This is a genomic window from Methylocystis sp. NC52PC (assembly GCF_055698645.1).
The window spans coordinates 3,293,132-3,318,601 of record NZ_CP170127.1 but is presented as its reverse complement, the minus strand read 5'-3'; the positions used below and the strand labels follow the sequence as shown (position 1 = coordinate 3,318,601).

The window sequence follows — 25,470 nt, the reverse complement described above, 5'->3', positions numbered from 1 at the left end:
GCGGGAACGCGGCGTCGGATCGGATCAGTCGGGGCGCTCAGTCCAGCGTAATGGACAGCGCCTCGCGGCCCTTGGCGGTGTCGACAACCTGCATGGTCACCGGCTGGCCTTCCAGCAGGCGGTTCACGCCCGAGGGGCCGAGGATCGAGATATGGACGAAGACGTCCTTACCGCCGTCGTTCGACTGAACGAAGCCGAAGCCCTTGGTCTCGTCGAACCATTTGACCTTGCCGGAGACCGGCACGGCGGTCGACGGATCGGGCGCCTGGCGGCGGGGGCGGGGGCTGTCAAATCCGCCGCCGCGCGGGGGCGGGGGCGCGCGCTCGGCGGCGCCGGCGAGATCGACGTCGAGAATGCGGGAGACCTGCTGGCCCTTGACGGAGCTCGTCACCTGCACCTGCAGCTTCGCGCCCGGGGGCAGCGAATCATAGCCCGCAGCCTGGACGGCGCCGATGTGGAGAAAGGCGTCGCCGGTGCCGTTGGCCAGCTCGACAAAGCCGAAGCCTTTGTCCGCCTTGAACCACTTCACAATGGCGTCCACCGCTGGCTCGTTGCTCATCACCGGGGGCGCCATATCCGGGAATCCGCCGCCGCCAAACTGCGACCGCGGCGAACGGCTGGGGCGCGGGGCGTCATAGCCATACGGCCCATCGTCATCGAACCCGCGCTTGCGGGGTCCCCGGAAGTCTCTACCTTTGCTCATGTCTACCTGCTCGTCTCCGCCAAAAACGGCAAGACTTTTATGTCAAACGCGTGCGCCCAAGCGTCACCATCCGGGCGCGCAATCTGCGTCCGTTTCGAAACGATGGGATGTTGCCAGTTGAATGCCATATAGTCCCGCGCGGGAAGCCTTTTACCAGATAACAGCCCATGCTGGCCAGAATTTTTAATGGGCTCATCGAAAAAACCCTAGGAAATGCTTCATGTGCGGCCAGGCTCGCGCCCATTTCGCGAGGCTTTCGGCCCTCTGCGCGCAACCCAAACGCCGCGTCGGGCGGCGGCCGCACATGTCCTTCGGCGCGCCTGAACGCTTAGCGCGCGCAGGGGCGATGGGCAAAAGCCGAAATCGTCGAATCGCATAATCGATATTATGGAACTAAAACGCCTGGGATGAATGCGGGGACAAGTCACGCCTCGACCCGCAGCCCGTCATAGGCCGGCTCGACATTGGCCGGCAGCGTCGCGGCAAGCGCGTCGTAATCGAGATCGACGTGCAGGTCGGTCAGGATGGCGCGACGCGGCCGATACTGGTCGATGAGCGCCAGCGCCTGTTCGACTGAAAGATGGGTGCCATGCCGCTGCCAGCGCAAGGCGTCGATGATCCACAGGTCGAGGCCCTCCAGAAAGCGGGCGCTTTCCGGCGGGATCGCGTGAAGGTCCGGCGTATAGGCGATGTTTCCGAACCGGAACCCCAGCGCGTCCATGTCGCCATGGTCGAGCCGGAACGGCGTCGCCTCAATCGGCCCGCCCGGACCCTCGATCGTCACCGGCCGGCCGGGATGCAGGCGATGCTCCGTCATCAGCGGCGGGTAAAAGCTGTTGGCGGGGGTGACGAAGATGTAGCCGAACTTATGGGTGACGTCGCGCGACGTCGGCTCGTCCATATAGGCCGGAATGCGTCGGCCGTTGCGGATGACGAGCCCGCGCAGGTCGTCGATGCCATGCGTATGGTCGGCGTGCGGATGGGTGTAGAGGACCGCGTCGAGGCGGATGACGTCGGCGGCGACGAGCTGCTCGCGCAGGTCGGGTCCGGTATCGACCAGCACCTGCGTGCCGTCCTGCGCATGGCCGCGCGTAACCAGGATCGAACAGCGGCGACGGCGGTTTTTTGGGTTTTCCGGATTGCACTTGCCCCAGCCCTGCCCGACGCGCGGCACGCCGCCGGATGAACTGCAGCCGAGAATCGTGACCGCCAGCGTCACGCGGGGGCCTCCAGCGGCGGCATTTTCGAGAAGAGCCGCAGCGCGTTTTCGGTCGTCGCTTGCGCAAATTCGGCCTCTGAGACGCCCTTGAGTTCGGCCAGCAGCCTGGCTGTGTCAGCGACGAAAGCCGGCTCGTTGCGCTTGCCCCGATGCGGGACCGGCGCAAGGAACGGCGCGTCGGTCTCGACGAGCATTCGCTCTAAGGGCGTCGCCTTCGCCGTTTCGCGCAGCTCGGCCGAATTCTTGAAAGTCACGACGCCGGAATATGAAATGTAGAGCCCGAGCCGGATCGCCGTCTCGGCCAGCGCGCGGCTCGAGGTGAAGCAATGGAGCAGGGCCGGGAAGGCCCCCTTCCCCATTTCCTCCTCGAGGATCGCCGCGCAGTCCGCGTCGGCGTCGCGCGTATGGATGACGAGCGGCAGGCCCGTCTCGCGCGCGGCGGCGATATGGGTGCGGAAAACGCGCTGCGCGACGTCGCGGGGCGCGTGATCGTAATGGTAGTCGAGCCCGGCCTCGCCGAGCCCGACGCATTTCGGATGGCGCGACAGCTCGACGAGCTGTTCGAGCGTCGGCTCGGCTTCCTCGTGGGAGTGGTGCGGATGGGTCCCGACGGTGCAGTAGACCTCCGGATAGGCTTCGGCGACGGCCTTGACCCGGTCGAAGCGCGAGAGATGCGTTGATATGGTGATCATCCGGCCGACCCCCCGCGCTCTTGCGCGCGCGACGATATCCGCCTGTTCGGGGGCAAAATCCGGAAAGTCGAGATGGCAATGGGTGTCGATGAGCATGGTGTCGCGTCGTTAGTTTCCTGATTGCGCCGCGCGCCAGCCGCCCTTGGCGCAGATCGCGCTGTTCGAAGACCAGTCGCCCGCGCCGACCCCGCCCGTCAAGCGCCCGCGCACAGTGGCGGTCACGCCGAAGACCTTCAAGTTCACCGAGACGGCTCCGTTGTCGGCCACACGGCCGGTCGCCGTGCCGGGGAGGCCCGCGAGCTTGACGACCTGCCCGCCCTGCATCAGCGCGACCAGCCTCGTGCTTTTCACCGGGCAGAAAAAGTTCGCTGCCGTCGCGTGGATGACCCACTGGCCGTCGAAGCCGGCCCTGGGCGCGACGGCGGCCTTTGCGGGACCGGCCTGCGCCGGATGCGCGAGGGCTGCGAGAAGACTTGCGCCAATGGCGCTGCGGTTCACGTGCTTGAGCATGGGGACGCCTCTCCCGCGACGTGGCTGGCCTCTCAGGACAAATAGCGTCTTTCCGGGTCTGGCGTCATCTGCAGGCGCCCGTCGCATAACCCTTTCCGTCGCGCAGCGAGCCGGCGACGCGGGCGACAATGGGGTCGAAGGCGGCCTTGGCGGCGGCGGGATAGTCGAGCGAGACGCTGTTCCAAACCGTTCCGCTGCAGCCTAGAAGCGACTTCCGGTAAAAGATGCGATCGCCTTTGCGGCCGGAGACGACGAGCCGGTCCCTGCCCTGGCTTCTGTAGTCGATCGTCTCACCAGCCTGTGGCTTCAGTTTCAAGGCGATTTCTTCGCTGATCGACGGGAGCACGGCGAAGCCGCCGGAAACGATGATTTCAGCAAAGCCGTCCGGCGAAGAAAAGACTCGGCCGTCGTCATTTTCCGGCGCTGCGCCCATGCGCCAGCCGGTAGGCACGTCGGCCGTCACGCCAAATCGGTCGTTGTGATAGCGCCGAAAGCTCTCGGCCTGGGCGGCCGCGCTCATGAAAGCCATGAGCGCGACGAGAAGGAGCCTCACGCCCGCACCGCGTCGAAGAGGATAGCCTGCAGCGGCATATGCGCCGGAGAACCGAATTCCGCGGCGTAACGCTCCGCAAGCGTCGCGACGACGGCTTCCGGGTCTGCGTCGCCGCGCGCGCGGATCTGCTCGATCAGGGGACTGCCGAAGACGAGGCCCCGCGCAAAGGCGGCGACGTCCAAAATCTCCTGAAGATGCGGCAGGACGTAGACGGCAAGATGCGAAAAGCCCGCCCCGATCAGCGCCTCTTTGGTCGGGTCGATCTCCGGGCAGGAAAACGGCGTTTGCAGGAATTTCGGCGGATCGTCTGGAAAAAAGTGCGCGACAACCTCCAGCCCGATGCGCGCGAAGGGATTGTAGCGGGGCGCGTCCCAGACGCTGAAGAGATAGCGCCCATGGGGCTCCAGCACGCGCCACGCTTCGCGATGGGCTGCGTCCTTGTCGGGAAAAAACATCAGGCCGAACTGGCAAACCAGGCAGTCGAAGGCGCCGTCGGGAAAAGGCAGCGCCAGCGCGTCGCCGACGCCGAAATCCACTTGTTCGCCGGGCGCGAACTTCTCCTGCGCAATCTCGAGCATGGGCGCGTTGAGGTCGGTCGCGGTCAAAGCGGCCTGCGGGTGCAGAACGTCCCGAAGCTTGCGCGTCACGACGCCCGTGCCGGCGGCGACTTCGAGCACGGACCGAGGCGCGTGCAGCGCAGCCCGATGGGCGATGTCTTGCGCATAATGCGCGAAGAGGACCGGGCCGAGGCCGCGGTCGTATTGCAACGGGATGTCGCCGACGAAGCGGGCCGGTTCGGTCATGCCGCGCCCTCTTCCGTCTCCACAAACCTCGGGAACACCGGCGCGGGCGGCGGCAGCGGCGCGCCCTCCTGGAGCGCATTGGCCGCGTCGGCGTGGGCGAAGTCACGCGAATCGGGGCCGACGCCGAGAAGGTCGAGGAGCTTGCCGGCGGCTTCCGGGATGAAGGGCTGCAGCGGGATCGCCAGCCGGCGCAGCGTCTCGGCCGTCACATAGAGGATCGTCTCCATGCGGGCGGGATCAGTCTTCTTCTTCGCCCAGGGCTCCTCGCCCGCGAAATAGCGGTTGGCCTCCGCCACCACCCGGAAAATCTCGGCGAGCGCATGGTGCGGCGCATAGTCGTTCATCGCCGCGCGCGCCTTGTCGAGCGCAAAGGCCGCCTGGGCGAGAATGTCTTTGTCGGCCTCGCTCAGGGCGCCCTTCTTCGGGACGGCGCCGGCGCAGTTCTTATTGATCATCGACAGCGAACGCTGCGCGAGATTGCCGAGGTCGTTGGCGAGATCGGCGTTGATGCGCATGACGATTCCTTCATGCGAATAATTGCCGTCCTGGCCGAAGGGGATCTCGCGCAGGAAGAAATAGCGCAGCTGATCGACGCCGTAGCGATCGGCGAGCTCGATCGGATCGACCACATTGCCGACCGACTTCGACATCTTCTCGCCGCGCGAGAACAGAAACCCGTGCACGACGATCTGCTTGGGCAGCGGCGCCGCGGCCGACATGAGAAAGGCCGGCCAGTAGATGGCGTGGAAGCGGGTGATGTCCTTGCCGATGACATGCGCGTCCGCTGGCCAGAAGCCGCTCTTGTCGCCCTCCCCGGTCAGAAAGCCCGTCGCCGTGATGTAATTGGTGAGCGCGTCCACCCAGACATACATCACATGGTTCGCGGTAGTCTGCGGGCTCGGCGGAATGGGAATGCCCCAGTCGAAGGTCGTGCGCGAGACCGACAGATCGGAGAGGCCGCGCTTCACGAAGGCGACGATCTCGTTCCGGTAATGCTCGGGCGTGACGAACTCGGGGTGGGCCTCGTAATGGGCGAGGAGCTTCTCGGCATAGGCCGAGAGCCGAAAGAACCAGCTCTCCTCCTCCACCCATTCGACGGGCGTGCCGGTCGGCGCGAATTTCTTGCCGTCGCGCTCGGTCAATTCGCTCTCGTCGTAATAGGCTTCGTCGCGGACGGAATACCAGCCCGAGTATTTCGACAGATAGATGTCGCCATTGGCCTCCATGCGCCGCCAGATCTCGAGCACCGTTTGCTTATGGCGCGCCGAGGTCGTGCGCACGATGTCGTCGGCGCGCGCGTTCAGCGCCTCGCCCATGCGGGCGAATTGCGCCGCCGTGCGGTCGGCGAGCCCCTGCGGGGTGAGCCCCTCCTTCTCGGCCGTCCGCTGCATCTTCTGGCCATGCTCGTCCATGCCGGTGACGAACAGCACGTCGTAGCCGTCGAGCCGCTTGAAGCGCGCGAAGGCGTCGGTGGCGATGCGCTCATAGGCGTGGCCGATGTGGGGCGCGCCATTCGCGTAGGGAATAGCGGTCGTGATCATGTAAGTGGGGCGCTCAGACATGCGGGCCGAGATAGCGCGCTTTTGCGAAGCGGGGAAGTCGCGGCCTTCGCCATTGCCGCGCAAAAAGCCGGCGCCTGCCTCGAGCCTGGCGGCGTCGGCGGCCGGGCGGGCGCGTCTTCATCGCCTTGAAACAGTCGCCGGATTAAGCCTCGGGAGCAGGGACGAAGCTCATCCGATTCGACTCCCCTTCCGCTGGGCGGCGCGTTATGTTTTGCAGGAACTCGAAGGAAAACGTCATGAGCATGTCCAGGTCGCCGAGGGACATTGCGCGACGGCTCAGCAAGAAAAGCCGGGCCGGAAGCGACAAGGGCGACGGCTGGCGGCGCGAGACCTTCACCCTGCCCCGCACGGACGCCCGCGCCAAAGCGCGCGAATGGTTCGACCGCTATCCGAAAGCCGCCTATATGACCGAAATCGAATTCTGGCGGGAGCTCGACGACGGCCGAATCGAATTCGTCATGCGCCGGCTGCCAAGCGCCGACTGATCCACAGAAAAGCGGCGACGGCCGCGATCGCGACCAGCCACCAGCCGAAGACATAGGTTCCCGTCGCGTCCCGCAGCGCGCCGAAGGCCGGCGGCGTCAACACGACGACAATCTGGTTGATCGCCAAAGCGACGCCGATCATCAGGCCAACCGCCCCGCGCGGCGCGGCTTCGGCGACGAGCGCGATCCACGGGCCGAACCAGCCATAGCCGAAAAAGCCGAGCCAGGCGGCGATCAGCGCCACCGCCCAGAGCGGCGCGCCGGGCGCCGCGATCAGCGCCGCCAGCCCGACCAGAATCGCGGCCATGCTCATGACGAGCGTGAACTCGCGCCCCCGCCGGCTGCGGTCGCTCCACGCCGCGAGCGCGACACGGCCGAGGGCGCCGAAGAATTGCGCCAGGAACAGAAGCCTTACGCCGGTCTCGACCGGAATGTCGAAGCGGTCGCGCAGATCGAGCGGCAGATAGACCGTGATGCAGAACTGCACGCTGACGAGCGTCACGCCGGGGAGCGCGATGGGCGGCAGGCGCGGGGCCAGTTCCTGAAGCCGCGACCGCCAAAGCTCCGTCTTTCGATGGCGTTCGGGCAGGGGCTCGGGCGGCGAGCGGTAGAGAAAGGCGAAGAGAAGCCCGGTTCCGAGCGCGGCGAGGGCGCCGAGATCGAAGGCCGCGCGCCAGCCGTGGCGTTCGGCCGCGACGGGCAGGAGCAAGGCGCCGAGCGCCGCCCCCAGCGGCAGGCCGGCCTGCCTGACGCCCAAGGCGAAGCCGCGGGCGTCGGCCGGAAACCAGGCGGCGACGACTTTTCCGCCGCCGGGCTGCACCGTGCAGTAGCCGATGCTGGCGACAAAGAGCCAGAACAGGATGTCCGCATAGGTCTCCCCGCGCCCCGCCACGAACAGCGCGGCGGCGACCATGGTCGCCCCCAACCCGACGATGAGCCGCTCGCTGAAATGGTCGAGCAGCATGCCCGCGACGATGAAGCCGACGATGGGGGTCGTCTGGGCGGCGGACATGGCGAGGCCGACCTCGGCGGCGTCGAGGCCGAACGCCGCCTGCAGCGCCGGACCGAGCGCGCCGAGCCCCTGCACCAGGAAGCAGCCGCCGACCTGCGCCAACGTGGCGAGGGCGAGAACGACCCAGCGATAGGGCGAGAGGGGTCCGTGCAAGAGGGGTCTCCAAAGGTGGAGCTAAACAACGGCCGCCCCCTCCTCGCAAGCTTGAAAGCGAAGGCGCCTTGCCCTTCCCCGCCCGACCCTTATAGTCCCCGCGTCCTCCCAGGCTGGAAAGGTTTGATGACGATCGAGAGCCTTCGCATCGGCACGCGCGGCAGCCCGCTGGCGCTCGCCCAGACCCATATGGTTCGCGCGCTGCTCGCCAAGGCGCATGGCGTCGCGGAGGATCATATCGCCGTCGAAATCATCAAGACGACCGGCGACATGATCCAGGACCGCCCCCTCTCCGAATCCGGCGGCAAGGGCCTCTTCACCAAGGAACTGGACGTCGCGCTGATCGCCGGGACGATCGACTTCGCGGTGCATTCCTCCAAGGACCTCCCGACGCATCTTCCGTCCGAGATCGTGATCGCCGGCTATCTGCCGCGCGAGGATGTGCGCGACGCCTGGATCGGCCGCAATGGCGCGACCATCGACGCCCTGCCGCCGGGCGCTGTCGTCGGCACCGCCTCGCTGCGTCGCGCGGCGCAAGTGAAACGCCGCCGGCCGGACCTGCAAACGACTCTGCTGCGCGGCAATGTCCATACGCGCCTCGCCAAGGTTGAAAGCGGCGAGGTGGACGCGACCCTGCTGGCGCTCGCCGGGTTGAAGCGGCTGGGCCTCGCCGACCGCGCGACGGCGCTGCTGCCGCTGCAGGATTTCCCGCCTGCCGTCGGACAAGGCGCAATCGGGATTACGGCGCGCGCCAAGGACCCCAAGACGCGCGCCGCCTTGGCGCCCATTCTCGACGAGGCGACGGCGCTGGCGCTCGCGGCGGAGCGCGCCTTTCTCGCCGCCCTCGACGGCTCCTGCCGCACGCCGATCGCCGGCCATGCGACTGTCGAGAATGGCGAACTCTCGTTCTACGGCGAGGTTTTGAAATCCGACGGCAGCGAGGTCTGGACGACGCGCCGCAAGGGCCGCGCGATCGACGCGGCGATGCTTGGCGCCGACGCCGGCAATGAAATCGTTCTGAAGCTGCCCCATGGCCTCGCGGGGCTCATGTGACCTGCGCGCTCGTGCTGCGCGCGCGGGAGGACGCCGCGCGCACGGCCGCGAAATTGCGGGAGATGGGCTACACGCCCCTGCTCTCTCCGGTGCTGGAGATCGTCGCGACCGGCGCGCCGATTCCGGCCGGAGCCTATGACGCCGTGCTGGCGTCGAGCGCCAAGGGGATCGAATGCGCAGGCCCTGCAGCGGAAGCTTTCAAGTCATTGCCGCTGCATGTCGTCGGCGCGAAAACGGCCGATGCGGCGCGGGCGCGGGGCTGGCGGCTGGACATCGTCGACGGAAACGCGGCGGCGGTTTTGCCGCTGCTCGTAAAACGTTATACGCATCCGGCGCATTTCCTCTATCTCGCGGGCCGCGACCGCCAGCCCGCGCTGGAAGCGGGTTTGCGCGCCGGCGGTCACACGATTACCGCCGTAAATGTCTATGAAGCCCGCGCCGCCGCGCGCCTGTCGGACGACGCCCGCGTCGCGATCGAGGCCGGAACGATCCATCTGGCGCTTCACTACTCACGACGCAGCGCCGAGATTTTCCTTGATCTCGTCGCAGCGGCAGGGCTGACGCCGGGCCTCAACCGGATGGCCCATGCAGCCCTGTCGAACGATGTCGCAACGCCGCTGCGCGACGCCGGCCTCGATCCGGTGGTCGCCGCAAAGCCAGACGAGGCCGGGTTGCTCGACGCGGCGAAAGGCGCGCTGCCTGGTTTACGCATCACGTAAATAAGCGTTACGCATTGCGTATCAGAGCGTTCTTACTCGGGGCGTAATTATCCATGCCAAGAGTCGCCGTGCGGCATTGGAGAGCGGGAGTCGCGTGCGACGTTGGAGAGCGGCTGGAAATGAGGCGAACGTCGCTTCGGCGCGCCCCACGCCCGACGGCGTCGGCAACCCCGCGACTCCCGGTCTGGTTTGGACGAACCCGTCAGTGTGCGACGTCCGCTGGCTGCCGTTCTAACGCTCGTTCAAACGAACACTTGTTATAACGAAATGAGCCAGGCTCAGTTCTCGATCAGCGCCCAGCCGATCAGAACCATCACGGGCCCGACGAGATTTTCGTGCGCGACCTTGCCGGGGAGGTCCGCGATCGTTCCGCGGATGATCCGCTCGTCCGGCGTCGAGGCGCGCTCGACCAGGAAGGCTGGCGTGTCATGGGCCATTCCCTCCTCCAAAAGCCGGCGGGAAAGCGCGGGGAGCGTGCGGTTGCCCATATAGACCGCCGTGGTGGCGCGGCGATCGGCGAGCGCGCCCCAGTCGAAATCCTCTGGGAACTCGCCGTCCTTGGTGTGGGCGGTGATGAACTGCACGCGCCGCGCCGTCTCGCGGCTCGTGAGCGACGCCCCGAGCGCGGCCGCGCCCGCGCAGGCGGCGGTGACGCCGGGAATGATCTCGATCGAAAAACCGGCTCCGCGCAGCGCCGCGATTTCCTCGTTGGCGCGGCCGAAAATCAGCGGATCGCCGCCCTTGAGCCGCACGACATTCTTGCCCGCCCGGGCAAGGTCGACGAGCAGGCCCGTGATCTCCTCCTGGCGCACCGAAGGCGCATAGCCGCGCTTGCCGACATTGATGCGCGTCGCTTCGCGGCGGGCGAAGTCGAGGATGCTCGCGGGCACGAGGTCGTCGAAGAGCACCACATCGGCGCCCGCGAGCGCCCGCATGCCCTTGAGCGTCATCAATTCTGGATCGCCCGGCCCTGCTCCGACGAGCGTCACCCGTCCGCGCGCCATATCGTCGCCGGCCGCGCGCGCCTCGGCGAGCAGCGCGTCGCGGTCGGCCTCGGCCGGCGCCCGCTCAATGTCGTTGAAGGCCAGCCGCGTGAAGCGGCGCCAGAAGTCGCGTCGCGCCAGAAAGTCGAGGCCGGAGGACAAGACCTGCGGCCGCCAGTCCTGCGCCGCCTTGGCCCATGCGGCGAAGGTCGCCGGCACGAGCGACTCGATGCGTCCGCGCACCGCCTGGGCGAAGACCGGAGAGGCGCCGCCGGTCGAGACGCCGATCACCAGCGGCGAGCGGTTGACGATCGCCCCCATGATGAAGTCGCTCATCGCCGGCCGGTCGGCAAGATTGAGCGCCACCCCCGCCGCATCCGCCGCCTGGCGGGCGGCGTCGGCCTCGGCGTCGTCCAAGGTCGCGCCAAAGGCGAGCGCCGCGCCCTCGAAGTCCGCCGGCCCCGCGGCGCGCGCGTGGAGCTGCACATTGTCCCTGCCATTGGCGATCTCGAGGAGCTTCTCGCACGGATCGCGGGCAAAGACGTCGACCTGCGCGCCCGTGGCCGCCGCGAGATCGACCTTCCAGGCCGCCCCCTCGCCGTCTCCGATCACCACGACCCGCTTGCCGGCGAGGGGATAGAACACCGGCAGCGTCTCGAGCGGCTGCATCAGATTGGAAGAAACTTCGTCGGGTTTACGCGTCACGGTCGGGCCTGTGTGCTGGACGGCACACGCATAGCCCATCCCGCGGCGCCGCAAAAGGCCGGCCGCGGGAGCAACGGCGCCGCGCCCCCTCCGCCGTAAGCGGAGGAGGACGCTCGCGCTCAGCGACGGCAAAGAGGGCGAACCGCCCGTTCATCTCCTATCGCGACGGCGCTAAACACTATCGTATCTCGCGCAAGGCACCTGGATTGGACGCGTCACCCTGACGGTGCTGAACGGCCGATAGTAGCGACAAGAATGGCTCCAGCCGTCCTCCGATCTCCGATCGCTGAACAGGAAGGATTTATTGTCGACAGCCAGCCCCGCGTGGAACGAAATCAGCCCGACAAGGATCAAGAAGAACGCCCCGCGTTTCAGCATAGCTCGAGCCTCCGCCGGGGAGTTTCGTGGCGGGTCCTTAACTTTTGGTTGCTTTTGGGGCTTTGCACACCCGCAATATCTTGCTCGTCCGGCCGAGCGTAAGCCGCGCGCAGCGCCACCGCCCGGTCGGGCGCTTAGTTGCTTTTTCCGAACAAGACCGCGATCGCCTTTGCCTGCAACTCGCGATTGTGGCCGATCGCGTTTTCGAGGCTGACGCCGCCGCTCGGCACAACGACGCCGGCTTTGGCGAGATCGGCGACGGCTTGCTCGGTCGAACGTCCCGACAGCGGCGCAACCTTGGCGAGGGGCGCGCTGACGATCGCCCGCATCGCCAGGACCGGCGGCGGGAGGCGCTTCTCGCCGCTCCAGGAGAAAAACGAGCCGGCCAAAACGATCAGGCTGAAAGCGATGACGCCGCGGCTGAATGCGCCCGACAGAAAATACCGCTTGAAAGCGGCCCAATTGGCGATGGCGTGCGCGGCGACGCCGCCGACCATCACCAGCCCAACCCACTCATGCGCCAGCTTATTCAGGCCCATCTCGGCATGGAAGAACATCAAGAGGCCGGTCACGCTCATCAGGCTGAAGGCGCCGATGGTGAGGGGCGTCGCCCATTCCCGGGAGATTTGCATCAGGCTTTCCTCTATCGCCGGAGAGGAAGGCGATTAAGCGCTCCTCTCCCGCATCAGAACTTCGCGTTGACCGTCACATAAGCGGAACGCGGCGCGCCGGGCATGATGTTGTTGTTGTTGTGCGCCGAGGCGTAATAATAGGCCCCGAGAATATTCTCCACATTGACCTGCCCATAAATGTTGTCCGTGAGTCTGACATAGACGGCGCCGTCCCAGCGGGCGTAGCCGGGAATGATAACCGCATTGTCGAGCGCCGCGAAGAATTTGCTGTTGTAAATCACGCCGCTGCCCAGTCCCAGAACGCCCGGCGCAAGGCCGATGAGCGACGAGACGTCGTATTTGTTCCAAAACGAGAAGGTGTTCTGCGGCACCGAAGGCACGACCTTGCCGCGCTCGGTGAAAAAGACGCCGCTGCCAGTCCCCGCGAGCGCGATGTTGCGGTCGGAGCTCGTCACATAAGCGTGCTGATTGCCGTAGCCGAGCGAGACTTCCCATTCCTTGGTGAGATAACCGACGAGGCTCACTTCGCCGCCGACCGTGCGCGTATTGGTGAGCACATTGTAGAAGGCGTTGACGGCGATCGGCTGATTGGTGCGGTTGAGATTATACAAGGCGCCGGTGAAGAGCAGCGTCGGCGTGATCTCCGCCTTGAAGCCCGCTTCGGCGTTCTCGAAGCCTTGCGGTTGCAACGTGGCGGACGACACCGTCAGCGTGTTGAACTGATCTCCCGCCGCCGGCAGGAAGGAACGCGAATAGGAGCCGTAGAGCGAGAGCTGCTCGAAGGGATGGAACACGAGACCGACGCGCGGCGACCAGCGGCTCGTGTTGCTGTAGATCGTTTGACCGCGGTAATTGTCGAAGGTCGGATTTGTCCCGGCGAAGTTATTGACGAATTTCAGATTGAAATTGTCGAAGCGCACGCCCGCGATAATGTCGATATATTTCGTGAGCGTGATCTGATCCTGCACATAGCCCGCCGCCAGATCGAGATCGGTATGACGGCGGAACGCGCCCGTCCCGTTGGCGTTGTTGAACACGACGGGGACGAATACGGTCGGCGCGCCAAACGAGGTGTTAATGTTCGCCGACCCATTGAAGGGGTTGAGCCAGCGCGCATTGTTGCGGTTGGTGTCCGACTTTTGATTGCCGAACTCCATGCCCGCGAGCAGGACATGCTTGACCTCCGGCGCCATGACGAGCGTGTAGGTCAGATCAGTCTGATTGAAGATGTTCTGGCGGGGGGTCTCGTTGTTATAGCCTGAGAGCTGCACGCAAGGCGGCAGCGCCCCGGCGCAGGCGGCGTTGAGGATGACGCCGCTATTGGCGAAAGTGTTCTGATAGAACTTGGCGTAATTGGCGAAAACAGTCTGGTTCTTGATGTTCAGGCCGAAGTCCGTCGTGTGGTCGATCATCAGCGCGGCGCGATCGACGTCGGTCTTCGCGTAATTGACGGTCGGGTTGCCGAAGAATGTCGAGCGCCATGTCGGCGCCGGATAGCCGGGGAAAAGATAGCCCAGGCCTTGGCTCTGCGCCCTGACGGCGAAGGGGGCCAGGTTGAAGTTCGCGGACGGAATGCCGCGGTCCACCGTGCGATAATCGAAATAATGCTCGTAGCTGAGCGTGATAAACGTCTTGTCGAGAGGCCTCCAGGTGAAGGTCGGATTGACGCCCCACCGCCGCATGTTGAAAAAGTCGCGGTAGCTGTACGACTGTTCGAAGAGGCCATTGAGGCGGAAAGCGAGTTGATCGTTGATCGCCTGCCCGACGTCGAAGGTGACGCGCTTGCGGCCGAAGCTGCCGGTGCTGATCTGCACGTCGCGCCGCAGCACGCCGTCGGCCTTCTTGGTGACGCGGTTGACGACGCCGCCGCCGCCGCCGCGCCCGAAGATCAGGGCGCTCGGGCCCTTGAGCACCTCGACCGCCTGTATGTTGTAGAGGTCGCGGTAATATTCGGCGTCGTCGCGCACGCCGTCCGTGTAGAAGTCGGCGGTCGTCGGCTGGCCGCGAATGGTGATCTGGTCGCGCTGCCCCTCGCCCTGAGCGACCGTCACGCCCGGCACATAGGTCAACGCCTGATTGAGCGTCAGGCTGTTGCGGTCTTCGAGCTGCTGCTTGGTGAGGATCGTGATCGACTGCGGAATGTCGAGAATTGGGGTGTTCGTCTTTGTCGCCGTCGACGTGCCGCCCGCGAAATAGCCATGCACGTCCGTCGGCCCGCGCCCGACCTGGACGCCCGCGGGAATGAAGGAGCCCGTTCCGGTCCCCGCGCCGGAGCCGGGCTGGGGCGCCGCCACGACGGAGGGCGCCGCCTGAACGGGCCTGGTCGCGCGCGGGCCCGTCGACGTCGCCGTCCGGCGGGCGCCGCCGACGTTGATGGTCGGCAGAGATTGCTGAGCCCAGGCGCTATCGGCGAAAGCCAGCACGGCGGAAAGCGCATAGAGGCTAACGAGCGACCGTCTGACGGGCTTGGGCGGCAGCAATGCGAACATCATGAAAGGCTCCTCGAAAGCATGCGCCCGACCCTCCGCCTGAGACGGGAGCGTAATTGCTTCCAAGTATTGCTGTGAACGGTTTGCGGTCAATCCAAAGGTCAAAACCTTGGAAAGATTGTAAATTTGTAGCAGTAATTGAGCTAAACCCAACCATATCCTGTGTTAGAAATGTTCCGTTTCGAACAATACTATTTTTTCTTGACTGTTGCATAAATGAAACAAAAAAAGCGGCCCTGAATCAGGGCCGCTTCTCTTCGTAGATAGACTGGGCTTGCGATTACTTCTTGCCCTCGGCGCTAAACTGCGCGAGATAGGCCCAGACGTTTTCCTGATCGGCGTCGTTGGCGAGGCCCTGGAAAATCATCTTGGTCCCGGGCACCTTGGCCTTCGGGTTCTTGATGAACTCCTTGAAGCTGGCCTCATCCCAGGTGATGCCCGAGCCTTTCATGGGCTCCGAGTAATTGTAGCCCTCGACCGAGCCAGCCTTGCGGCCGTTCAGGCCGTTGAGTTGCGGCGCGACCGCGTTCTTGGCGCCTTCGCCGACCTGATGGCAGGCTTTGCACTTGGCGAAGACCTTTTCGCCCGCGGCGGCGTCGCCAGCGGCGGAGGCCTGGCCGACGGAGGCGGCGAAAGCGACGCTCGCAGCGAACGTCAGCAGGGAAATCGTCTTCATCCTTGTTCCTTTCCTCTCTTGGCGTTCGCTTACGGGCGATCGCCTTAATTCTTGAAACGCGCCTTGCCAAAGGTCAGCGCCGCAGCGGCGCTCTTTAGACGGGTTGGAAACTACAACGAAGCGCCCGCCCGACACAATACGCCACTCTGCTAGGCGACGGCGCAACCTAGCGGGCGGCAGCTGAATGCGTGCTGAACCAGCAGCCAAGCCTTTCACGTCACGCGTCGCAAGGTGAGATTGACCCGCGCGCCGAGGCCCGCGAGCTGTTGCGGGAGCGGCGTGAGAATCGACGGCAGAATGCGGTCGACGCCGTGAAAGACGCGGCGCGCCGGGCCGGAGAGAACGAGCGCGTCGCCACCCGACAATGTAAAGGCGACCGTCTTGTCCCCACGTTTCTGGCCGCCCAATCGGAAGCGGCAGTCTGCGCCGAGCGAAAAGGAAAGAATCGGCGCGTCGAAATCGCTTTCGTCGCGATCCTGATGCAAACTCATTTTGGCGTTGTCGGAATAGACGTTGATGAGACAGGCCTCGGGCGGCTTCGGATAGCCCGTCAGCGCCGCCCAGGCGTCGAGCAGCATCGAGGGGATCGGCGGCCAGGGCGCGCCGGTTTCGGGATGCGCAGGCTCATAGCGATAGCCCCGATCCCTGTCGCTCATCCAGCCGAGCGGCCCGCAATTGGTCATGCGCACCGACATCGGCAGGCCGGATTTCGGCATGCGCGAAACGAAGAGCGGCGCGCGGGCGATCACCGCGGCGATCTCGAAGGCGAGCCGCTCCTGCGCGGCGGCGTCGAGCCAGCGGGGATAATGAATGGCGCCGGGCCCGTGTTCGAGCAAGGGCTTGGTCTCTTCTCGCCCGTGGGAGGGTCAGGGCTCCAGCACCGTCTTCGACGCCACCGTCGAATCGGCGTTGAGTCGGTAGATGAGGGGCACGCCCGTCGCGAGTTCGAGAGTCGGAATGCTTTCCGGCGTCATCTGCTCCAGCACCATGCAGAGCGCGCGCAGCGAATTGCCATGGGCGGCGACAAGCGCGCGCTCGCCGCGCATCACCGGCGGCAGGATGCGCTGCACATAGAAGGGCACGACGCGGGCCACCGTGTCCTTGAGGCTTTCGCCGCCCGGCGGCGGCACGTCATAGGAGCGCCGCCAAAGCCGCACCTGCTCCTCACCCCATTTCTCGCGCGCCTCGTCCTTGTTGAGTCCGGAGAGGTCGCCGTAATGGCGCTCGTTGAGCGCGCGGTCCTTCACGGTGGGCACGTTGGACTGGCCGAGTTCTTCGAAGATGAGTTGCAGCGTATGCTGCGCGCGCAGCAGCGACGAGGTGAAGCCGATGCTGAACAGGAGATCGAGCTTGCGCAACTCGCGTCCGGCGCGGCGCGCCTCTTCTTCGCCGAGCGGCGTCAGGTCGGGATTCTTCCAGCCCGTGAAAAGGTTCTTGGCGTTCCATTCGCTCTGGCCGTGCCGGACGAGGACGAGTGTGCGATTCATGCTCATAGACTGCTCGAGACTTTAGGCGCCGGTGAGGCCGAGCACGTCGGCCATGGAGTAAAGTCCCGGCGCCTTGCCCCGGGTCCAGAGCGCCGCCGCGAGGGCGCCGCGCGCAAAGATGCCGCGATCCTCGGCGCGATGCGAGAATTCGATCCGCTCGCCCATGCCCGCGAAAATTACCGTGTGATCGCCCACGACCGTGCCGCCGCGCAGCGCCGCGAAGCCGATGTCGCCGGGCTTGCGCGGGCCGGTCACGCCGTCGCGGCCGCGCGCGCTATGTTCGGCGAGATCGATCCCCCTGCCCCGCGCCACCGCCTCGCCGAGCAGCAAGGCGGTGCCCGAGGGCGCGTCCACCTTCAGCTTGTGGTGCATCTCGACAATTTCGGCGTCCCAGGCGGGGCCAAGCGCCCGCGCCGCCTTCTCGACGAGGCCGGCGAGAAGATTGACGCCGAGGCTCATATTGCCGGAGCGCACGACGACCGTCTCGCGCGCCTCCTCGGCGATCCGCGCGAGATCCTCCGCCGACAGTCCCGTCGTGCCGATGACATGGGCGACACGCGCCTTGGCGGCCGCTGTGGCGATAGCCGCCGTCGCCGCCGGCGTGGAAAAGTCGATGACGGCGTCGGCTTCCGACAGCGCCGCGGCGACGTCGCTCGTGACTGGAACGCCCGTCGGCGGCAATCCGAAGGCGGCGCCGCTGTCCGCCCCGAGCGACGCAGCCCCGTCGGCCTCCAGCGCCGCGACCAGCCGCACGCCCAGCGTGTCGGGGATGGTTTGCGTCAGCATACGGCCCATGCGGCCCGCGGCGCCCACCACGACCAGACGCAAATCACTCATCCTTCAAAGCCCTCGCCTGTGGCGCTCCATCGGAGTTCGTCTGTTGCGGCCCGCGACGGGACGCTCGCTCCAGCGCCTTGTTTGGACACGCTTTCGCCCACGACCCGTTGGGGCGGAAAACGCTTCTACGCGCGAACAGGCGACTGAGGCCTTCTGGCGCGTTCCCTCCTATACAGACCGGCGCCCGGGAAGAGAAGCCTTCCTATTGTCGCGGCGGCTCGTAATTCCTACCCGTACGGGCGGCTACTTTTTCGGCCGGAAGGCTTTCACGCGGGCCGGATCGGTTTCGATATAGGCTGCGCCGATGAGGTCGAGACAATAGGGCACGGCCGGCATCACGGCGTTGAGACAAAGCTCGATGGCGGCGGGCTTGCCGGGCAGATTGACGACCAGGCATTTGCCGCGATGCGCCGCCACCTGCCGCGAGAGAATGGCGGTGGGGGTCTGCGCCAGCGAGACCTGCCGCATCAATTCGCCGAACCCCGGCAGTTCGCGTGGACAGGCGGCGAGGGTCGCTTCCGGGGTAAGGTCGCGCGGGCTCGGGCCGGTGCCGCCGGTCGTAACGATGAGATCGCAGCCGACGACGTCGGCCAGTTCGATCAGCGTGTCGCGAACGCTCTCGAAGCCGTCCGGAATGATGCGCCGCTCGATGCGGAAGGGCGTGGTCAGGACGGCTGACAGATAGGCCTCGATCGCCGGGCCGCTTTCGTCCTTATAGACGCCGGCGCTGGCGCGGTCGGAGGCGGTGACGACGCCAATGACGGCCTCTCGTTTGATGTCGGTCATGTGAGAATCTCCCGCCGCCCTTTTGGCGCCTCGCGGGCGGCTTGTCAGCCCGCCGCGCCCGCCGCGCCTGACGCGCCGACAGAGTTTTCTTCTTGGCGGAACAAAAGAGCTTGACGCCAAGAGGAACGCGCGTGGCGCTCAATATCAGCCAGAACAACGTTACGCTTTGCCACATTTGCTAGGGCAATACGTCAAATTTCTTGGATGTTTTCGCCATGATTGACCGATAGAGACGCTCCCGTCTCATCTCCCGCATTGTCAGTTCGATCGGAATACATCTGCCTCACCAAATGGAGGCGCATGTATTTCTTCTGACTCGTGGGGTTATACAGGAGTAGACTACCGAATGAAGCGTATCTCTGTTGTGGGCGTCCTGCTTGGTCTAATGACTTTTCCCGCCGCGGCGGAAGTTCTTTCCGCGAGCGGCCCAGGCGCTGATCCACAACAACAGCAGGCGTCCGAGGGTCACTACGGCAAAGCGAATCCGGGCGTTCCCGGCCATGTCATGCCCGAGGGCGCCCGCGCTTTCGTCGCCAACGCATCCTACTATGGCGGCGGTCCACGCCGGTTCGAGCCGAACACGCATACGGCGAGCGGCGAGCGTTTCAATCAATGGGGCCTGACCGCCGCCCATCGCACCTTGCCGCTGGGCACACGGCTGCTGGTGACGCACCAAGGCCGCTCCGTTGTGGTTCGCGTCAACGACCGCGGACCGGCGGCCTGGACGGGCCGCAGCCTCGATCTGTCGCGCGGCGCCGCATCGCGCATCGGACTGATTTCCAATGGCACGGGCCCTGTGCTGGTGCAGGTTCTAAACGGCGGCTGAGCGGCGACCGCCTAGATTATCAGGCGCCCGGCTTCGCGGAGCCGGGCGCCTTCTTCGGTCCGCTGGCTGAACCGCTGGAGAGCCCGGCTCAGACGAACATTCCGAAGATGCCGGACAGTATGGTGAAGACAATGACCGTCGCGGCCACGATCCCGACCTCGGTGGTGCCCCAGAGCGCCAGGATCAGGCCGAGGACCGCGCCGGCCGCGGCGCAGATGATGACATTCGGGGTGATGGCGAAGTCGAAACTCCGCATGCCGGTATATTTATCCTTCGGCAGGTTGGTTTCATGATTGGCCATGGACAGTCCCTCCTCCATGACGCGCGAGCAAGGGCGCGCCGAATAACCGAAGGGTCACGCAACGCCTCGAGGCGAGACAGACGGTTTGTGGTCAATCTGAGCGCGTTCTTCGCCAAGCCCCTGGCGCGCGGACTTGTGCTTCGCCGGCGCGTGGCGAATTTCGAGCCCTGATGCTAGATTCCACCCATGAGCACGCCAAAACAGACGCCGCCGACAATGACGGTCGAAGAGTTTCTCGCCTGGGCTGAAGGCCGCACCGGTCGCTATGAACTCATCGGCGGCGAAATCGTCGCCCAGGCGTCAGAGCGCGCCAAGCACTGGAAGATCAAGCTCGCGACTCATGTGGCCTTGCTCGATGCAGTAAAAGCGAAAGCTTGTGGATGCCACGTGGTGCCGGATGGGGGGACTGTACGCATCGACACATCGACGGCTTACGAGCCGGATGGAATGGTGTATTGCGGACCTGAAGTCCACGGCGAGTCGATGATCGTCGAAAATCCACTCATCGTGGTCGAAGTCCTTTCGCCAACAACGGGCCGTAACGACAAGAGTCGCAAGCTTGCCGACTATTTCCGCGTGCCGAGCATCGTGCATTACTTGCTCATCGACGCGGATGCGCCGCTGATCATCCATCACCAGCGGCGTTCGGACGGAGATATACTGACCCACATCGTTCGCGAAGGCGTCGTGACGCTCGATCCGCCGGGAATCACGCTGTCCCTCGCGGACATTTACGCGAGCGGCTGACGCTCGCGGCGCCTCTCACCGGGCGACATAAATCTCCGCGCCCTTCTCCAGAAACTCCTCCGCCTTCTCCGCGAGGCCCTTCTCGCGTTCGGCGATGGCGGCCGCTTCCTTGCGCAGGTCCTGCGTGATCTGCATGGAGCAGAACTTCGGGCCGCACATGGAGCAGAAATGCGCGACCTTGTGCGCCTCCTTGGGCAGGGTCTCGTCGTGGAACTCGCGCGCCGTGTCGGGATCGAGGCCGATCTCGAACTGGTCGGACCAGCGGAAGTCGAAGCGCGCGCGGCTCATGGCGTCGTCGCGCTCGCGCGCCGCCGGATGGCCCTTGGCGAGGTCCGCCGCATGCGCGGCGATGCGATAGGTGATGACGCCGGTCTTCACGTCGTCGCGGTCGGGGAGGCCCAGATGCTCCTTCGGCGTGACGTAGCAGAGCATCGCCGTGCCGAACCAGCCGATCATCGCCGCGCCGATCCCGGAGGTGATGTGGTCGTAGCCCGGCGCAATGTCGGTGACGAGCGGCCCGAGCGTATAGAACGGCGCCTCGCCGCAGGCCTTGAGCTGCTTGTCCATATTGGCCTTGATCTTGTGCATCGGCACATGGCCGGGGCCTTCGATCATGACCTGGCAGCCCTTCTCCCAGGCGATCTTCGTGAGTTCGCCGAGCGTCTCCAGTTCGGCGAATTGCGCCGCGTCATTGGCGTCGGCGTTGGAGCCCGGGCGCAACCCGTCGCCCAGCGAGAAGGAGACGTCATATTTGCGCATGATGTCGCAAATCTCGTCGAAGCGCTCGTAGAGGAAGCTCTCCTTGTGCTTGGAGAGGCACCAGCGCGCCATGATCGAACCGCCGCGCGAGACGATGCCGGTGACGCGGCTTGCCGTCAAAGGCACATAGGCGAGACGAACGCCAGCGTGGATGGTGAAGTAATCGACGCCCTGCTCCGCCTGCTCGATCAACGTGTCCTTGAAGACCTCCCAATCGAGCTTCAGCGCGTCGCCGCCGACCTTTTCCAGGGCCTGATAGATCGGCACGGTGCCGATCGGCACGGCGGCGTTGCGGATGATCCAGTCGCGGATGTTGTGGATATTGCGGCCGGTGGAGAGGTCCATCACCGTGTCTGCGCCCCAGCGCGACGCCCAGACCATTTTCTCGACCTCTTCCGCGACGGAAGAGGTCACGGCCGAATTGCCGATATTCGCGTTGACCTTCACCAGGAAGTTGCGGCCGATGACGACGGGCTCCAGCTCCGGGTGATTGACGTTGGCCGGAATGATGGCGCGCCCGCGCGCGATCTCGGAACGCACGAATTCGGGCGTCACGAATTCCGGAATATCCGCGCCGAAGCTCTCGCCGTCGGCGATGCGCGCTTTCGCGACGTCGAGCGCGCGCTCACGGCAGAGGTTCTCGCGATGCGCGACATAGATCATCTCTTCCGTGACGATCCCCGCGCGGGCGAATTCGAGCTGGGTGACAGGCTCTGAGCCGGCCGCGCGATAGAGCTTGCGCTCGGCGGGGCAAGCCGGGACCAGCCGGTCGCCTTCCGCGAAGCCATTATCCTCGGGCTTGGTCTCACGCCCCTGATAGATCTCGAGCCCCGCGCGTGTCGAAAGCCAGGGCCGCGCCGCCGGCAGGCCCGCCGAGAGGTCGGGGGTGAAATTCTCGCAGCCATAGGGGCCGGACGGATCATACACGCGCAGCGGCGGCTCGCCGGAGGACGGATCGAGCGGGATCTCGCGGTAGGGAACGCGAATGTCAGGGCGTCCGGCGGGCGAGGAATAGACCTTGCGCGACTTGCCGATCGGGCCGGTGGTGACGGTCAGGGGCGTGCGTTTGTCGTGCAGGTTCATGGTCGCGCTCCAGTAATCGCGCTCCGTCAAGGGGAGCGGATTGGAAGGATGATGCAGACGAAGCGCGGAATCCGGCTTGAAGGGCGCGAGCCGCCCTGCCCCTGGCATTCCCTCCGCCGGCATGACCCGGATCAGGTTCGATGGGTGCTTCTCAGCCGCGACGCGCGGCGCCCCTCGCCAATGGGCGGAAGCTAGCGCGTCGAGTTCACGGGGGCAAGGCGCCGCCGCGCAGGCCGAGCCGTCCTGCGGGCCGGGGGCGGCGTCACATTTCTTTTTTGTAACTGTGCTTCGCCTTGGGGCGCGAGCGTGAGGCTCTGTCGAACCAACTCCTCCGGCCAACCGAGAGCTGCCATGAAAAAGTTTCTGTTTCTCTTCGCGATTCTGCCCACCCTGGCCTACGCCGGCGACGACGCCGTCGACTGCGCCAAGAAAAACGACGGCTCGGTGAAATGTGACGTCAAGAAGGACCAGGTCGTCGTCGACGCCATTGTGGTCAACGGCGGCGATTGCCCCGTGGCCGAAAACGACAAGGTTCTCCATCACGCCTACAAGATCGGCGAGAAATTTACGGTGCCCGCCAAGAGCGACAGCCCCTTGCCGGGCTTTGGCGGCTGCAGCTATGTCCGCGCCGTCACGATCAAAACCAACGACGGCAAGCAGAAGACCTTCGCCCCCTTGTAAGCAGTTGAGCGCAAGATGGCCGCGCCCCCCTCGCGGCCATTTTCTTTTGTCTCGGGGAGGCTTTCTCGGCGCGCCGAAGCCGCGCTAGTTTCCGGCCACAGCGAATCGCCGTCCGGGAGCCGCATGACCCATCCCAGCCTGCCGGGCCTGACTTCCGAAGAGGCCGCCCGGCGCCTCGTGGAATATGGGCCCAACGCCCCTCCCGAGGCGCCCCGGCGCGGCATTCTGCAAATTGCGCTCCGCACGCTGAAAGAACCTATGTTCTTCCTGTTGGCTGCGGCGGCGACCCTCTACCTTTTCGTGGGCGATCTGGGCGAAGGCCTGTTCATGGTCGCCGGCGCGGCCGCCTCTATTTCGCTCGTCGTCATTCAGGAGTTGCGCAGCGAACGCGCGCTGGAGGCGCTGCAGAGACTCGCCGAACCCATGGCGCATGTCCGGCGCGACGGAGTCGAGCAGCGCATACCGGCGCGGGATCTCGTGCCGGGTGACATTGTCCTGATCGGCGAGGGTCAGCGCATTCCAGCCGACGCCCTGCTTGTTGCGGGCGACGCGCTGGTCATCGACGAATCCATTCTCACGGGCGAATCGGCGCCGGTCACGAAGACCTTGGCGGGGGACGGCGCGACGCTGGATTTCCCCGATCCGGGGGGCGACGGCACGCCCTTCGTCTATGCAGGCTCGATGATCGTGCGCGGCTCGGGCGTTGCGCGCGTCGGGCGCACCGGCGCGCTGACGGCCGTCGGCGGCCTTGGCGCCTCGCTTGCCGCGATCAAGGGCGAGCCGAGCCCGCTCCAGAAGCGGACGGGCGAGCTGGTCGCGCGGCTCGGCGCCTTTGCGCTTTTCTTCTGCGCGCTGGTCATTCTCTCCTATGGGCTCGTGCACGGCGACTGGTTCGAAGGCGCCATCGCCGGCATCACGCTCGCCATCGGCCTGCTGCCGGAAGAATTTCCGATGGTGCTGGCGATCTTTCTTGCGCTTGGCGCCTTCCGGCTGGCGCGCCGCAATGTGCTGGTACGCCGTTCGTCGGTGACGGAGACGCTGGGCTCCACCTCGCTGCTCTGCGTCGACAAGACTGGCACGCTCACCGAAAACCGCATGACGGTCGCAGCGCTCTACACGGGGGGCGCCGTCGAGCCCGTTCCGGACTCGCCCGACGCCGATGAGCATCGGCTCATCCGCGCGGCGCTGCGCGCCTCCTCGGAAAACCCGGTCGATCCGATGGACCGCGCGGTGCACGCGCTCGCCGAGCGGCTCGAAATCCCGGCGGGCGGCGCGGTCATCGAGAGCTTTCCGATCCGGCCGGAGCTTCTCGCCTTCACCCAGTCCTGGCGGGTCGAGGGCGGCGCGCTCAAGGCCGCCAAAGGCGCGCCTGAAGCCATTCTGCGGCTCGCGGATGCGGACGCCCCGACCCACGCGCGCTACAGCGCCGTCGTGGAAGAGATGGCGCGCGACGGGATGCGGGTGCTCGCCGTCGCCGAGACCGAGCCGGTCGTGAGCGATCTCGACGCGGCGCCTTATGTCCTGAGGGGCCTCGTCGCCTTCGAGGACCCCATCCGCGACGACGTTCCGCAGGCGGTGGCGGCCGCGCGGCGGGCGGGCGTTTCGGTCGCCATGATTACCGGCGACTATCCCGCCACAGCGCTCGCCATCGCCCGCGACGCCGGCATCGACGCGACCGGCGGGGTGCTGACCGGCGCGGAGGTCGCCGCGACGCCTGTGGAAGACATCGCGCAGAAAATCCGAGATGTGCGCGTCTTCGCCCGCGTCATGCCGACAAACAAGCTGGCCCTCGTCGAAGCCTTCAAGGCCGCCGGCCATATCGTCGCCATGACAGGCGACGGCGTCAACGACGGCCCTGCCCTCGCCGCGGCCCATATCGGCGTCGCCATGGGCCAGCGCGGCTCCGACGTCGCGCGCGAGGCGGCGCATATCGTGCTCCTCGACGACCGCTTCGCCTCGATCATCGCGGGCATCGAGCTCGGCCGGCGCATCTCGAGCAATCTGCGCAAGGCGCTGACCTATGTCACCGCGATCCACATCCCGATCGCTGGCCTCGCCCTCGCGCCCATTCTGATGGGCCTGCCGCCGATGCTGCTGCCGGCGCATGTTGTGCTGATGGAGCTGATCATCGACCCGACCTGTTCGCTCGCCTTCGAGGCGGAACCCGGCGAAAAAGACGCCATGCTCAAACCGCCCCGCCCGCAGAGCGAGCCGCTGTTCGGGTTGCGGGACCTGATTTTCGGGGCGGTTCAGGGTTTCGCGGTCTTCCTCGCGGTTCTCAGCATTTACGTCCTGGCGGTCAGTTTCGGCGTCGATGAAGCGCAAAGCCGCGGCCTCGCCTTCGCCACGCTGATCCTCGGCAATCTGTCGCTCGCCCTGTCGGACGCTCTGCCGAAGGGCGTCTCGCCCTTCGCACGTGAGAATGTGTTCTTCTGGGTCATTGCGACAGTGGCGCTCTCGGTCGTCGCGGCTGGCCTCTATTTCCCGCCGCTTGCCGCCCTGCTGCGCTTCGCCCCGCCGCCGCCCGAGGATCTCGCTTTGGCGGCGCTTCTCGGGATGAGCGCGGGCGGGTGGTCTGGGTTGTGGCGGCGGCTCGCGTTGTCAGGCTGATTTAGAAAAGCGGGCGTTTGCATTTC

At 65.8% G+C, this 25,470-nt stretch carries 25 protein-coding genes and 1 riboswitch; of the genes, 7 read left to right on the top strand and 18 right to left on the bottom strand.

Features of this window, described 5'->3' with window-relative positions; translation table 11 throughout:
- Window positions 1-37: 37 nt before the first annotated feature.
- From ACETII_RS18170 to metG, 7 genes are all read right to left on the bottom strand, one after another.
- On the bottom strand, window positions 38-703 hold the full coding sequence (locus tag ACETII_RS18170; protein WP_363348364.1) for a cold-shock protein: 666 nt from the start codon (window positions 701-703) through the stop codon (window positions 38-40).
- A 424-nt stretch (window positions 704-1,127) separates the two neighbouring features.
- Window positions 1,128-1,922, bottom strand: a complete 795-nt coding sequence (locus tag ACETII_RS18165) for an MBL fold metallo-hydrolase (RefSeq protein WP_472786446.1) — start codon at window positions 1,920-1,922, stop codon at window positions 1,128-1,130.
- Window positions 1,919-2,710, bottom strand: coding sequence for a TatD family hydrolase (locus tag ACETII_RS18160; RefSeq protein WP_472786445.1), 792 nt, complete (start codon window positions 2,708-2,710; stop codon window positions 1,919-1,921). Before ACETII_RS18160 ends, ACETII_RS18165 begins: the two co-directional genes overlap by 4 nt.
- A gap of 12 nt (window positions 2,711-2,722) precedes the next feature.
- Window positions 2,723-3,124: a hypothetical protein gene (locus ACETII_RS18155; RefSeq protein WP_472786444.1), complete on the bottom strand. Its 402-nt coding sequence runs from the start codon at window positions 3,122-3,124 to the stop codon at window positions 2,723-2,725.
- A 64-nt stretch (window positions 3,125-3,188) separates the two neighbouring features.
- The gene (locus ACETII_RS18150; RefSeq protein WP_472786443.1) at window positions 3,189-3,677 is read right to left on the bottom strand and encodes a hypothetical protein; all 489 of its coding nucleotides are present in this window, start codon (window positions 3,675-3,677) and stop codon (window positions 3,189-3,191) included.
- Window positions 3,674-4,480 (bottom strand): class I SAM-dependent methyltransferase, encoded by an 807-nt coding sequence (locus ACETII_RS18145; protein ID WP_472786442.1) that lies wholly within the window; start codon window positions 4,478-4,480, stop codon window positions 3,674-3,676. Before ACETII_RS18145 ends, ACETII_RS18150 begins: the two co-directional genes overlap by 4 nt.
- Window positions 4,477-6,042 carry a methionine--tRNA ligase gene (metG, locus tag ACETII_RS18140; RefSeq protein WP_472786441.1) on the bottom strand — a complete coding sequence of 522 codons (1,566 nt, stop codon included), beginning with the start codon at window positions 6,040-6,042 and terminating at the stop codon, window positions 4,477-4,479. Before metG ends, ACETII_RS18145 begins: the two co-directional genes overlap by 4 nt.
- Before the next feature lie 242 nt (window positions 6,043-6,284).
- Between metG and ACETII_RS18135 the strand changes: the two genes are divergently transcribed.
- Window positions 6,285-6,527: a hypothetical protein gene (locus tag ACETII_RS18135; protein WP_405044886.1), complete on the top strand. Its 243-nt coding sequence runs from the start codon at window positions 6,285-6,287 to the stop codon at window positions 6,525-6,527.
- On the opposite strand, the gene ACETII_RS18130 is transcribed toward ACETII_RS18135, so the two are convergent.
- Window positions 6,499-7,692, bottom strand: a complete 1,194-nt coding sequence (locus ACETII_RS18130; protein ID WP_472786440.1) for an MFS transporter — start codon at window positions 7,690-7,692, stop codon at window positions 6,499-6,501. The two genes, ACETII_RS18135 and ACETII_RS18130, sit on opposite strands and share 29 nt — an antisense overlap.
- 126 nt (window positions 7,693-7,818) lie before the next feature.
- Between ACETII_RS18130 and hemC the strand changes: the two genes are divergently transcribed.
- Together hemC and ACETII_RS18120 are read left to right on the top strand one after the other, a co-directional pair.
- The gene (gene hemC, locus ACETII_RS18125) at window positions 7,819-8,745 is read left to right on the top strand and encodes a hydroxymethylbilane synthase (protein ID WP_472786439.1); all 927 of its coding nucleotides are present in this window, start codon (window positions 7,819-7,821) and stop codon (window positions 8,743-8,745) included.
- On the top strand, window positions 8,742-9,464 hold the full coding sequence (locus tag ACETII_RS18120) for a uroporphyrinogen-III synthase (RefSeq protein WP_472786438.1): 723 nt from the start codon (window positions 8,742-8,744) through the stop codon (window positions 9,462-9,464). The genes hemC and ACETII_RS18120 overlap by 4 nt, the downstream gene beginning before the upstream one ends.
- A 278-nt stretch (window positions 9,465-9,742) precedes the next feature.
- Here ACETII_RS18120 and cysG read toward each other — a convergent pair whose 3' ends face one another.
- The 8 genes from cysG to mog all read right to left on the bottom strand — a co-directional run bounded on the left by cysG (window position 9,743) and on the right by mog (window position 18,437).
- On the bottom strand, window positions 9,743-11,152 hold the full coding sequence (cysG, locus tag ACETII_RS18115; RefSeq protein WP_472786437.1) for a siroheme synthase CysG: 1,410 nt from the start codon (window positions 11,150-11,152) through the stop codon (window positions 9,743-9,745).
- Between the two features lie 512 nt (window positions 11,153-11,664).
- Window positions 11,665-12,162, bottom strand: a complete 498-nt coding sequence (locus ACETII_RS18110; RefSeq protein ID WP_472786436.1) for a DUF4405 domain-containing protein — start codon at window positions 12,160-12,162, stop codon at window positions 11,665-11,667.
- 53 nt (window positions 12,163-12,215) lie between these two features.
- On the bottom strand, window positions 12,216-14,654 hold the full coding sequence (locus ACETII_RS18105) for a TonB-dependent receptor (protein ID WP_472786435.1): 2,439 nt from the start codon (window positions 14,652-14,654) through the stop codon (window positions 12,216-12,218).
- Window positions 14,655-14,931: 277 nt separating this feature from the next.
- Window positions 14,932-15,327, bottom strand: a complete 396-nt coding sequence (locus ACETII_RS18100; protein ID WP_363348336.1) for a cytochrome c-554 — start codon at window positions 15,325-15,327, stop codon at window positions 14,932-14,934.
- Window positions 15,328-15,539: 212 nt separating this feature from the next.
- Window positions 15,540-16,163 (bottom strand): alpha-ketoglutarate-dependent dioxygenase AlkB family protein, encoded by a 624-nt coding sequence (locus ACETII_RS18095; protein WP_472786434.1) that lies wholly within the window; start codon window positions 16,161-16,163, stop codon window positions 15,540-15,542.
- A 30-nt stretch (window positions 16,164-16,193) separates the two neighbouring features.
- Window positions 16,194-16,820 carry a 2,3-bisphosphoglycerate-dependent phosphoglycerate mutase gene (locus ACETII_RS18090; RefSeq protein ID WP_363348332.1) on the bottom strand — a complete coding sequence of 209 codons (627 nt, stop codon included), beginning with the start codon at window positions 16,818-16,820 and terminating at the stop codon, window positions 16,194-16,196.
- Window positions 16,821-16,835: 15 nt separating this feature from the next.
- Window positions 16,836-17,651: a 4-hydroxy-tetrahydrodipicolinate reductase gene (gene dapB, locus ACETII_RS18085; protein WP_472786433.1), complete on the bottom strand. Its 816-nt coding sequence runs from the start codon at window positions 17,649-17,651 to the stop codon at window positions 16,836-16,838.
- Between the two features lie 243 nt (window positions 17,652-17,894).
- Window positions 17,895-18,437 (bottom strand): molybdopterin adenylyltransferase, encoded by a 543-nt coding sequence (gene mog, locus ACETII_RS18080; RefSeq protein ID WP_472786432.1) that lies wholly within the window; start codon window positions 18,435-18,437, stop codon window positions 17,895-17,897.
- Window positions 18,438-18,783: 346 nt separating this feature from the next.
- Here mog and ACETII_RS18075 point away from each other — a divergent pair, with 346 nt between their 5' ends.
- The gene (locus ACETII_RS18075) at window positions 18,784-19,263 is read left to right on the top strand and encodes a septal ring lytic transglycosylase RlpA family protein (protein WP_405044822.1); all 480 of its coding nucleotides are present in this window, start codon (window positions 18,784-18,786) and stop codon (window positions 19,261-19,263) included.
- An 88-nt stretch (window positions 19,264-19,351) separates the two neighbouring features.
- Here the strand turns inward: ACETII_RS18075 and ACETII_RS18070 are convergent, their stop codons facing one another.
- On the bottom strand, window positions 19,352-19,564 hold the full coding sequence (locus ACETII_RS18070) for a hypothetical protein (protein WP_363348326.1): 213 nt from the start codon (window positions 19,562-19,564) through the stop codon (window positions 19,352-19,354).
- A gap of 216 nt (window positions 19,565-19,780) precedes the next feature.
- On the opposite strand from ACETII_RS18070, the gene ACETII_RS18065 reads away from it, so the two are divergent.
- Window positions 19,781-20,311 carry a Uma2 family endonuclease gene (locus ACETII_RS18065; RefSeq protein WP_472786431.1) on the top strand — a complete coding sequence of 177 codons (531 nt, stop codon included), beginning with the start codon at window positions 19,781-19,783 and terminating at the stop codon, window positions 20,309-20,311.
- Window positions 20,312-20,326: 15 nt separating this feature from the next.
- On the opposite strand, the gene thiC is transcribed toward ACETII_RS18065, so the two are convergent.
- Window positions 20,327-22,153, bottom strand: coding sequence for a phosphomethylpyrimidine synthase ThiC (gene thiC / locus ACETII_RS18060; RefSeq protein WP_472788187.1), 1,827 nt, complete (start codon window positions 22,151-22,153; stop codon window positions 20,327-20,329).
- 90 nt (window positions 22,154-22,243) lie between these two features.
- A riboswitch (TPP riboswitch) is annotated at window positions 22,244-22,338 on the bottom strand.
- A 166-nt stretch (window positions 22,339-22,504) separates the two neighbouring features.
- On the opposite strand from thiC, the gene ACETII_RS18055 reads away from it, so the two are divergent.
- Together ACETII_RS18055 and ACETII_RS18050 are read left to right on the top strand one after the other, a co-directional pair.
- Window positions 22,505-22,834, top strand: a complete 330-nt coding sequence (locus ACETII_RS18055) for a hypothetical protein (protein ID WP_363348320.1) — start codon at window positions 22,505-22,507, stop codon at window positions 22,832-22,834.
- Window positions 22,835-22,957: 123 nt separating this feature from the next.
- A complete protein-coding gene (locus ACETII_RS18050) occupies window positions 22,958-25,444 on the top strand; it encodes a cation-translocating P-type ATPase (RefSeq protein ID WP_472786430.1) in 2,487 nt (828 codons plus the stop codon).
- The last annotated feature ends 26 nt before the right edge of the window (window positions 25,445-25,470 follow it).

Bases quoted from the DNA above. Each gene is read 5' to 3' on its own strand.
- ACETII_RS18170 (WP_363348364.1), bottom strand. From the start codon at position 703: ATGAGCAAAGGTAGAGACTTCCGGGGACCCCGCAAGCGCGGGTTCGAT.
- ACETII_RS18160 (WP_472786445.1), bottom strand. From the start codon at position 2,710: ATGCTCATCGACACCCATTGCCATCTCGACTTTCCGGATTTTGCCCCC.
- ACETII_RS18155 (WP_472786444.1), bottom strand. From the start codon at position 3,124: ATGCTCAAGCACGTGAACCGCAGCGCCATTGGCGCAAGTCTTCTCGCA.
- ACETII_RS18145 (WP_472786442.1), bottom strand. From the start codon at position 4,480: ATGACCGAACCGGCCCGCTTCGTCGGCGACATCCCGTTGCAATACGAC.
- metG (WP_472786441.1), bottom strand. From the start codon at position 6,042: ATGTCTGAGCGCCCCACTTACATGATCACGACCGCTATTCCCTACGCG.
- ACETII_RS18135 (WP_405044886.1), top strand. From the start codon at position 6,285: ATGTCCAGGTCGCCGAGGGACATTGCGCGACGGCTCAGCAAGAAAAGC.
- hemC (WP_472786439.1), top strand. From the start codon at position 7,819: ATGACGATCGAGAGCCTTCGCATCGGCACGCGCGGCAGCCCGCTGGCG.
- ACETII_RS18110 (WP_472786436.1), bottom strand. From the start codon at position 12,162: ATGCAAATCTCCCGGGAATGGGCGACGCCCCTCACCATCGGCGCCTTC.
- ACETII_RS18105 (WP_472786435.1), bottom strand. From the start codon at position 14,654: ATGATGTTCGCATTGCTGCCGCCCAAGCCCGTCAGACGGTCGCTCGTT.
- ACETII_RS18100 (WP_363348336.1), bottom strand. From the start codon at position 15,327: ATGAAGACGATTTCCCTGCTGACGTTCGCTGCGAGCGTCGCTTTCGCC.
- ACETII_RS18090 (WP_363348332.1), bottom strand. From the start codon at position 16,820: ATGAGCATGAATCGCACACTCGTCCTCGTCCGGCACGGCCAGAGCGAA.
- dapB (WP_472786433.1), bottom strand. From the start codon at position 17,651: ATGAGTGATTTGCGTCTGGTCGTGGTGGGCGCCGCGGGCCGCATGGGC.
- mog (WP_472786432.1), bottom strand. From the start codon at position 18,437: ATGACCGACATCAAACGAGAGGCCGTCATTGGCGTCGTCACCGCCTCC.
- ACETII_RS18075 (WP_405044822.1), top strand. From the start codon at position 18,784: ATGAAGCGTATCTCTGTTGTGGGCGTCCTGCTTGGTCTAATGACTTTT.
- ACETII_RS18070 (WP_363348326.1), bottom strand. From the start codon at position 19,564: ATGGCCAATCATGAAACCAACCTGCCGAAGGATAAATATACCGGCATG.
- ACETII_RS18065 (WP_472786431.1), top strand. From the start codon at position 19,781: ATGACGGTCGAAGAGTTTCTCGCCTGGGCTGAAGGCCGCACCGGTCGC.
- thiC (WP_472788187.1), bottom strand. From the start codon at position 22,153: ATGAACCTGCACGACAAACGCACGCCCCTGACCGTCACCACCGGCCCG.
- ACETII_RS18055 (WP_363348320.1), top strand. From the start codon at position 22,505: ATGAAAAAGTTTCTGTTTCTCTTCGCGATTCTGCCCACCCTGGCCTAC.
- ACETII_RS18050 (WP_472786430.1), top strand. From the start codon at position 22,958: ATGACCCATCCCAGCCTGCCGGGCCTGACTTCCGAAGAGGCCGCCCGG.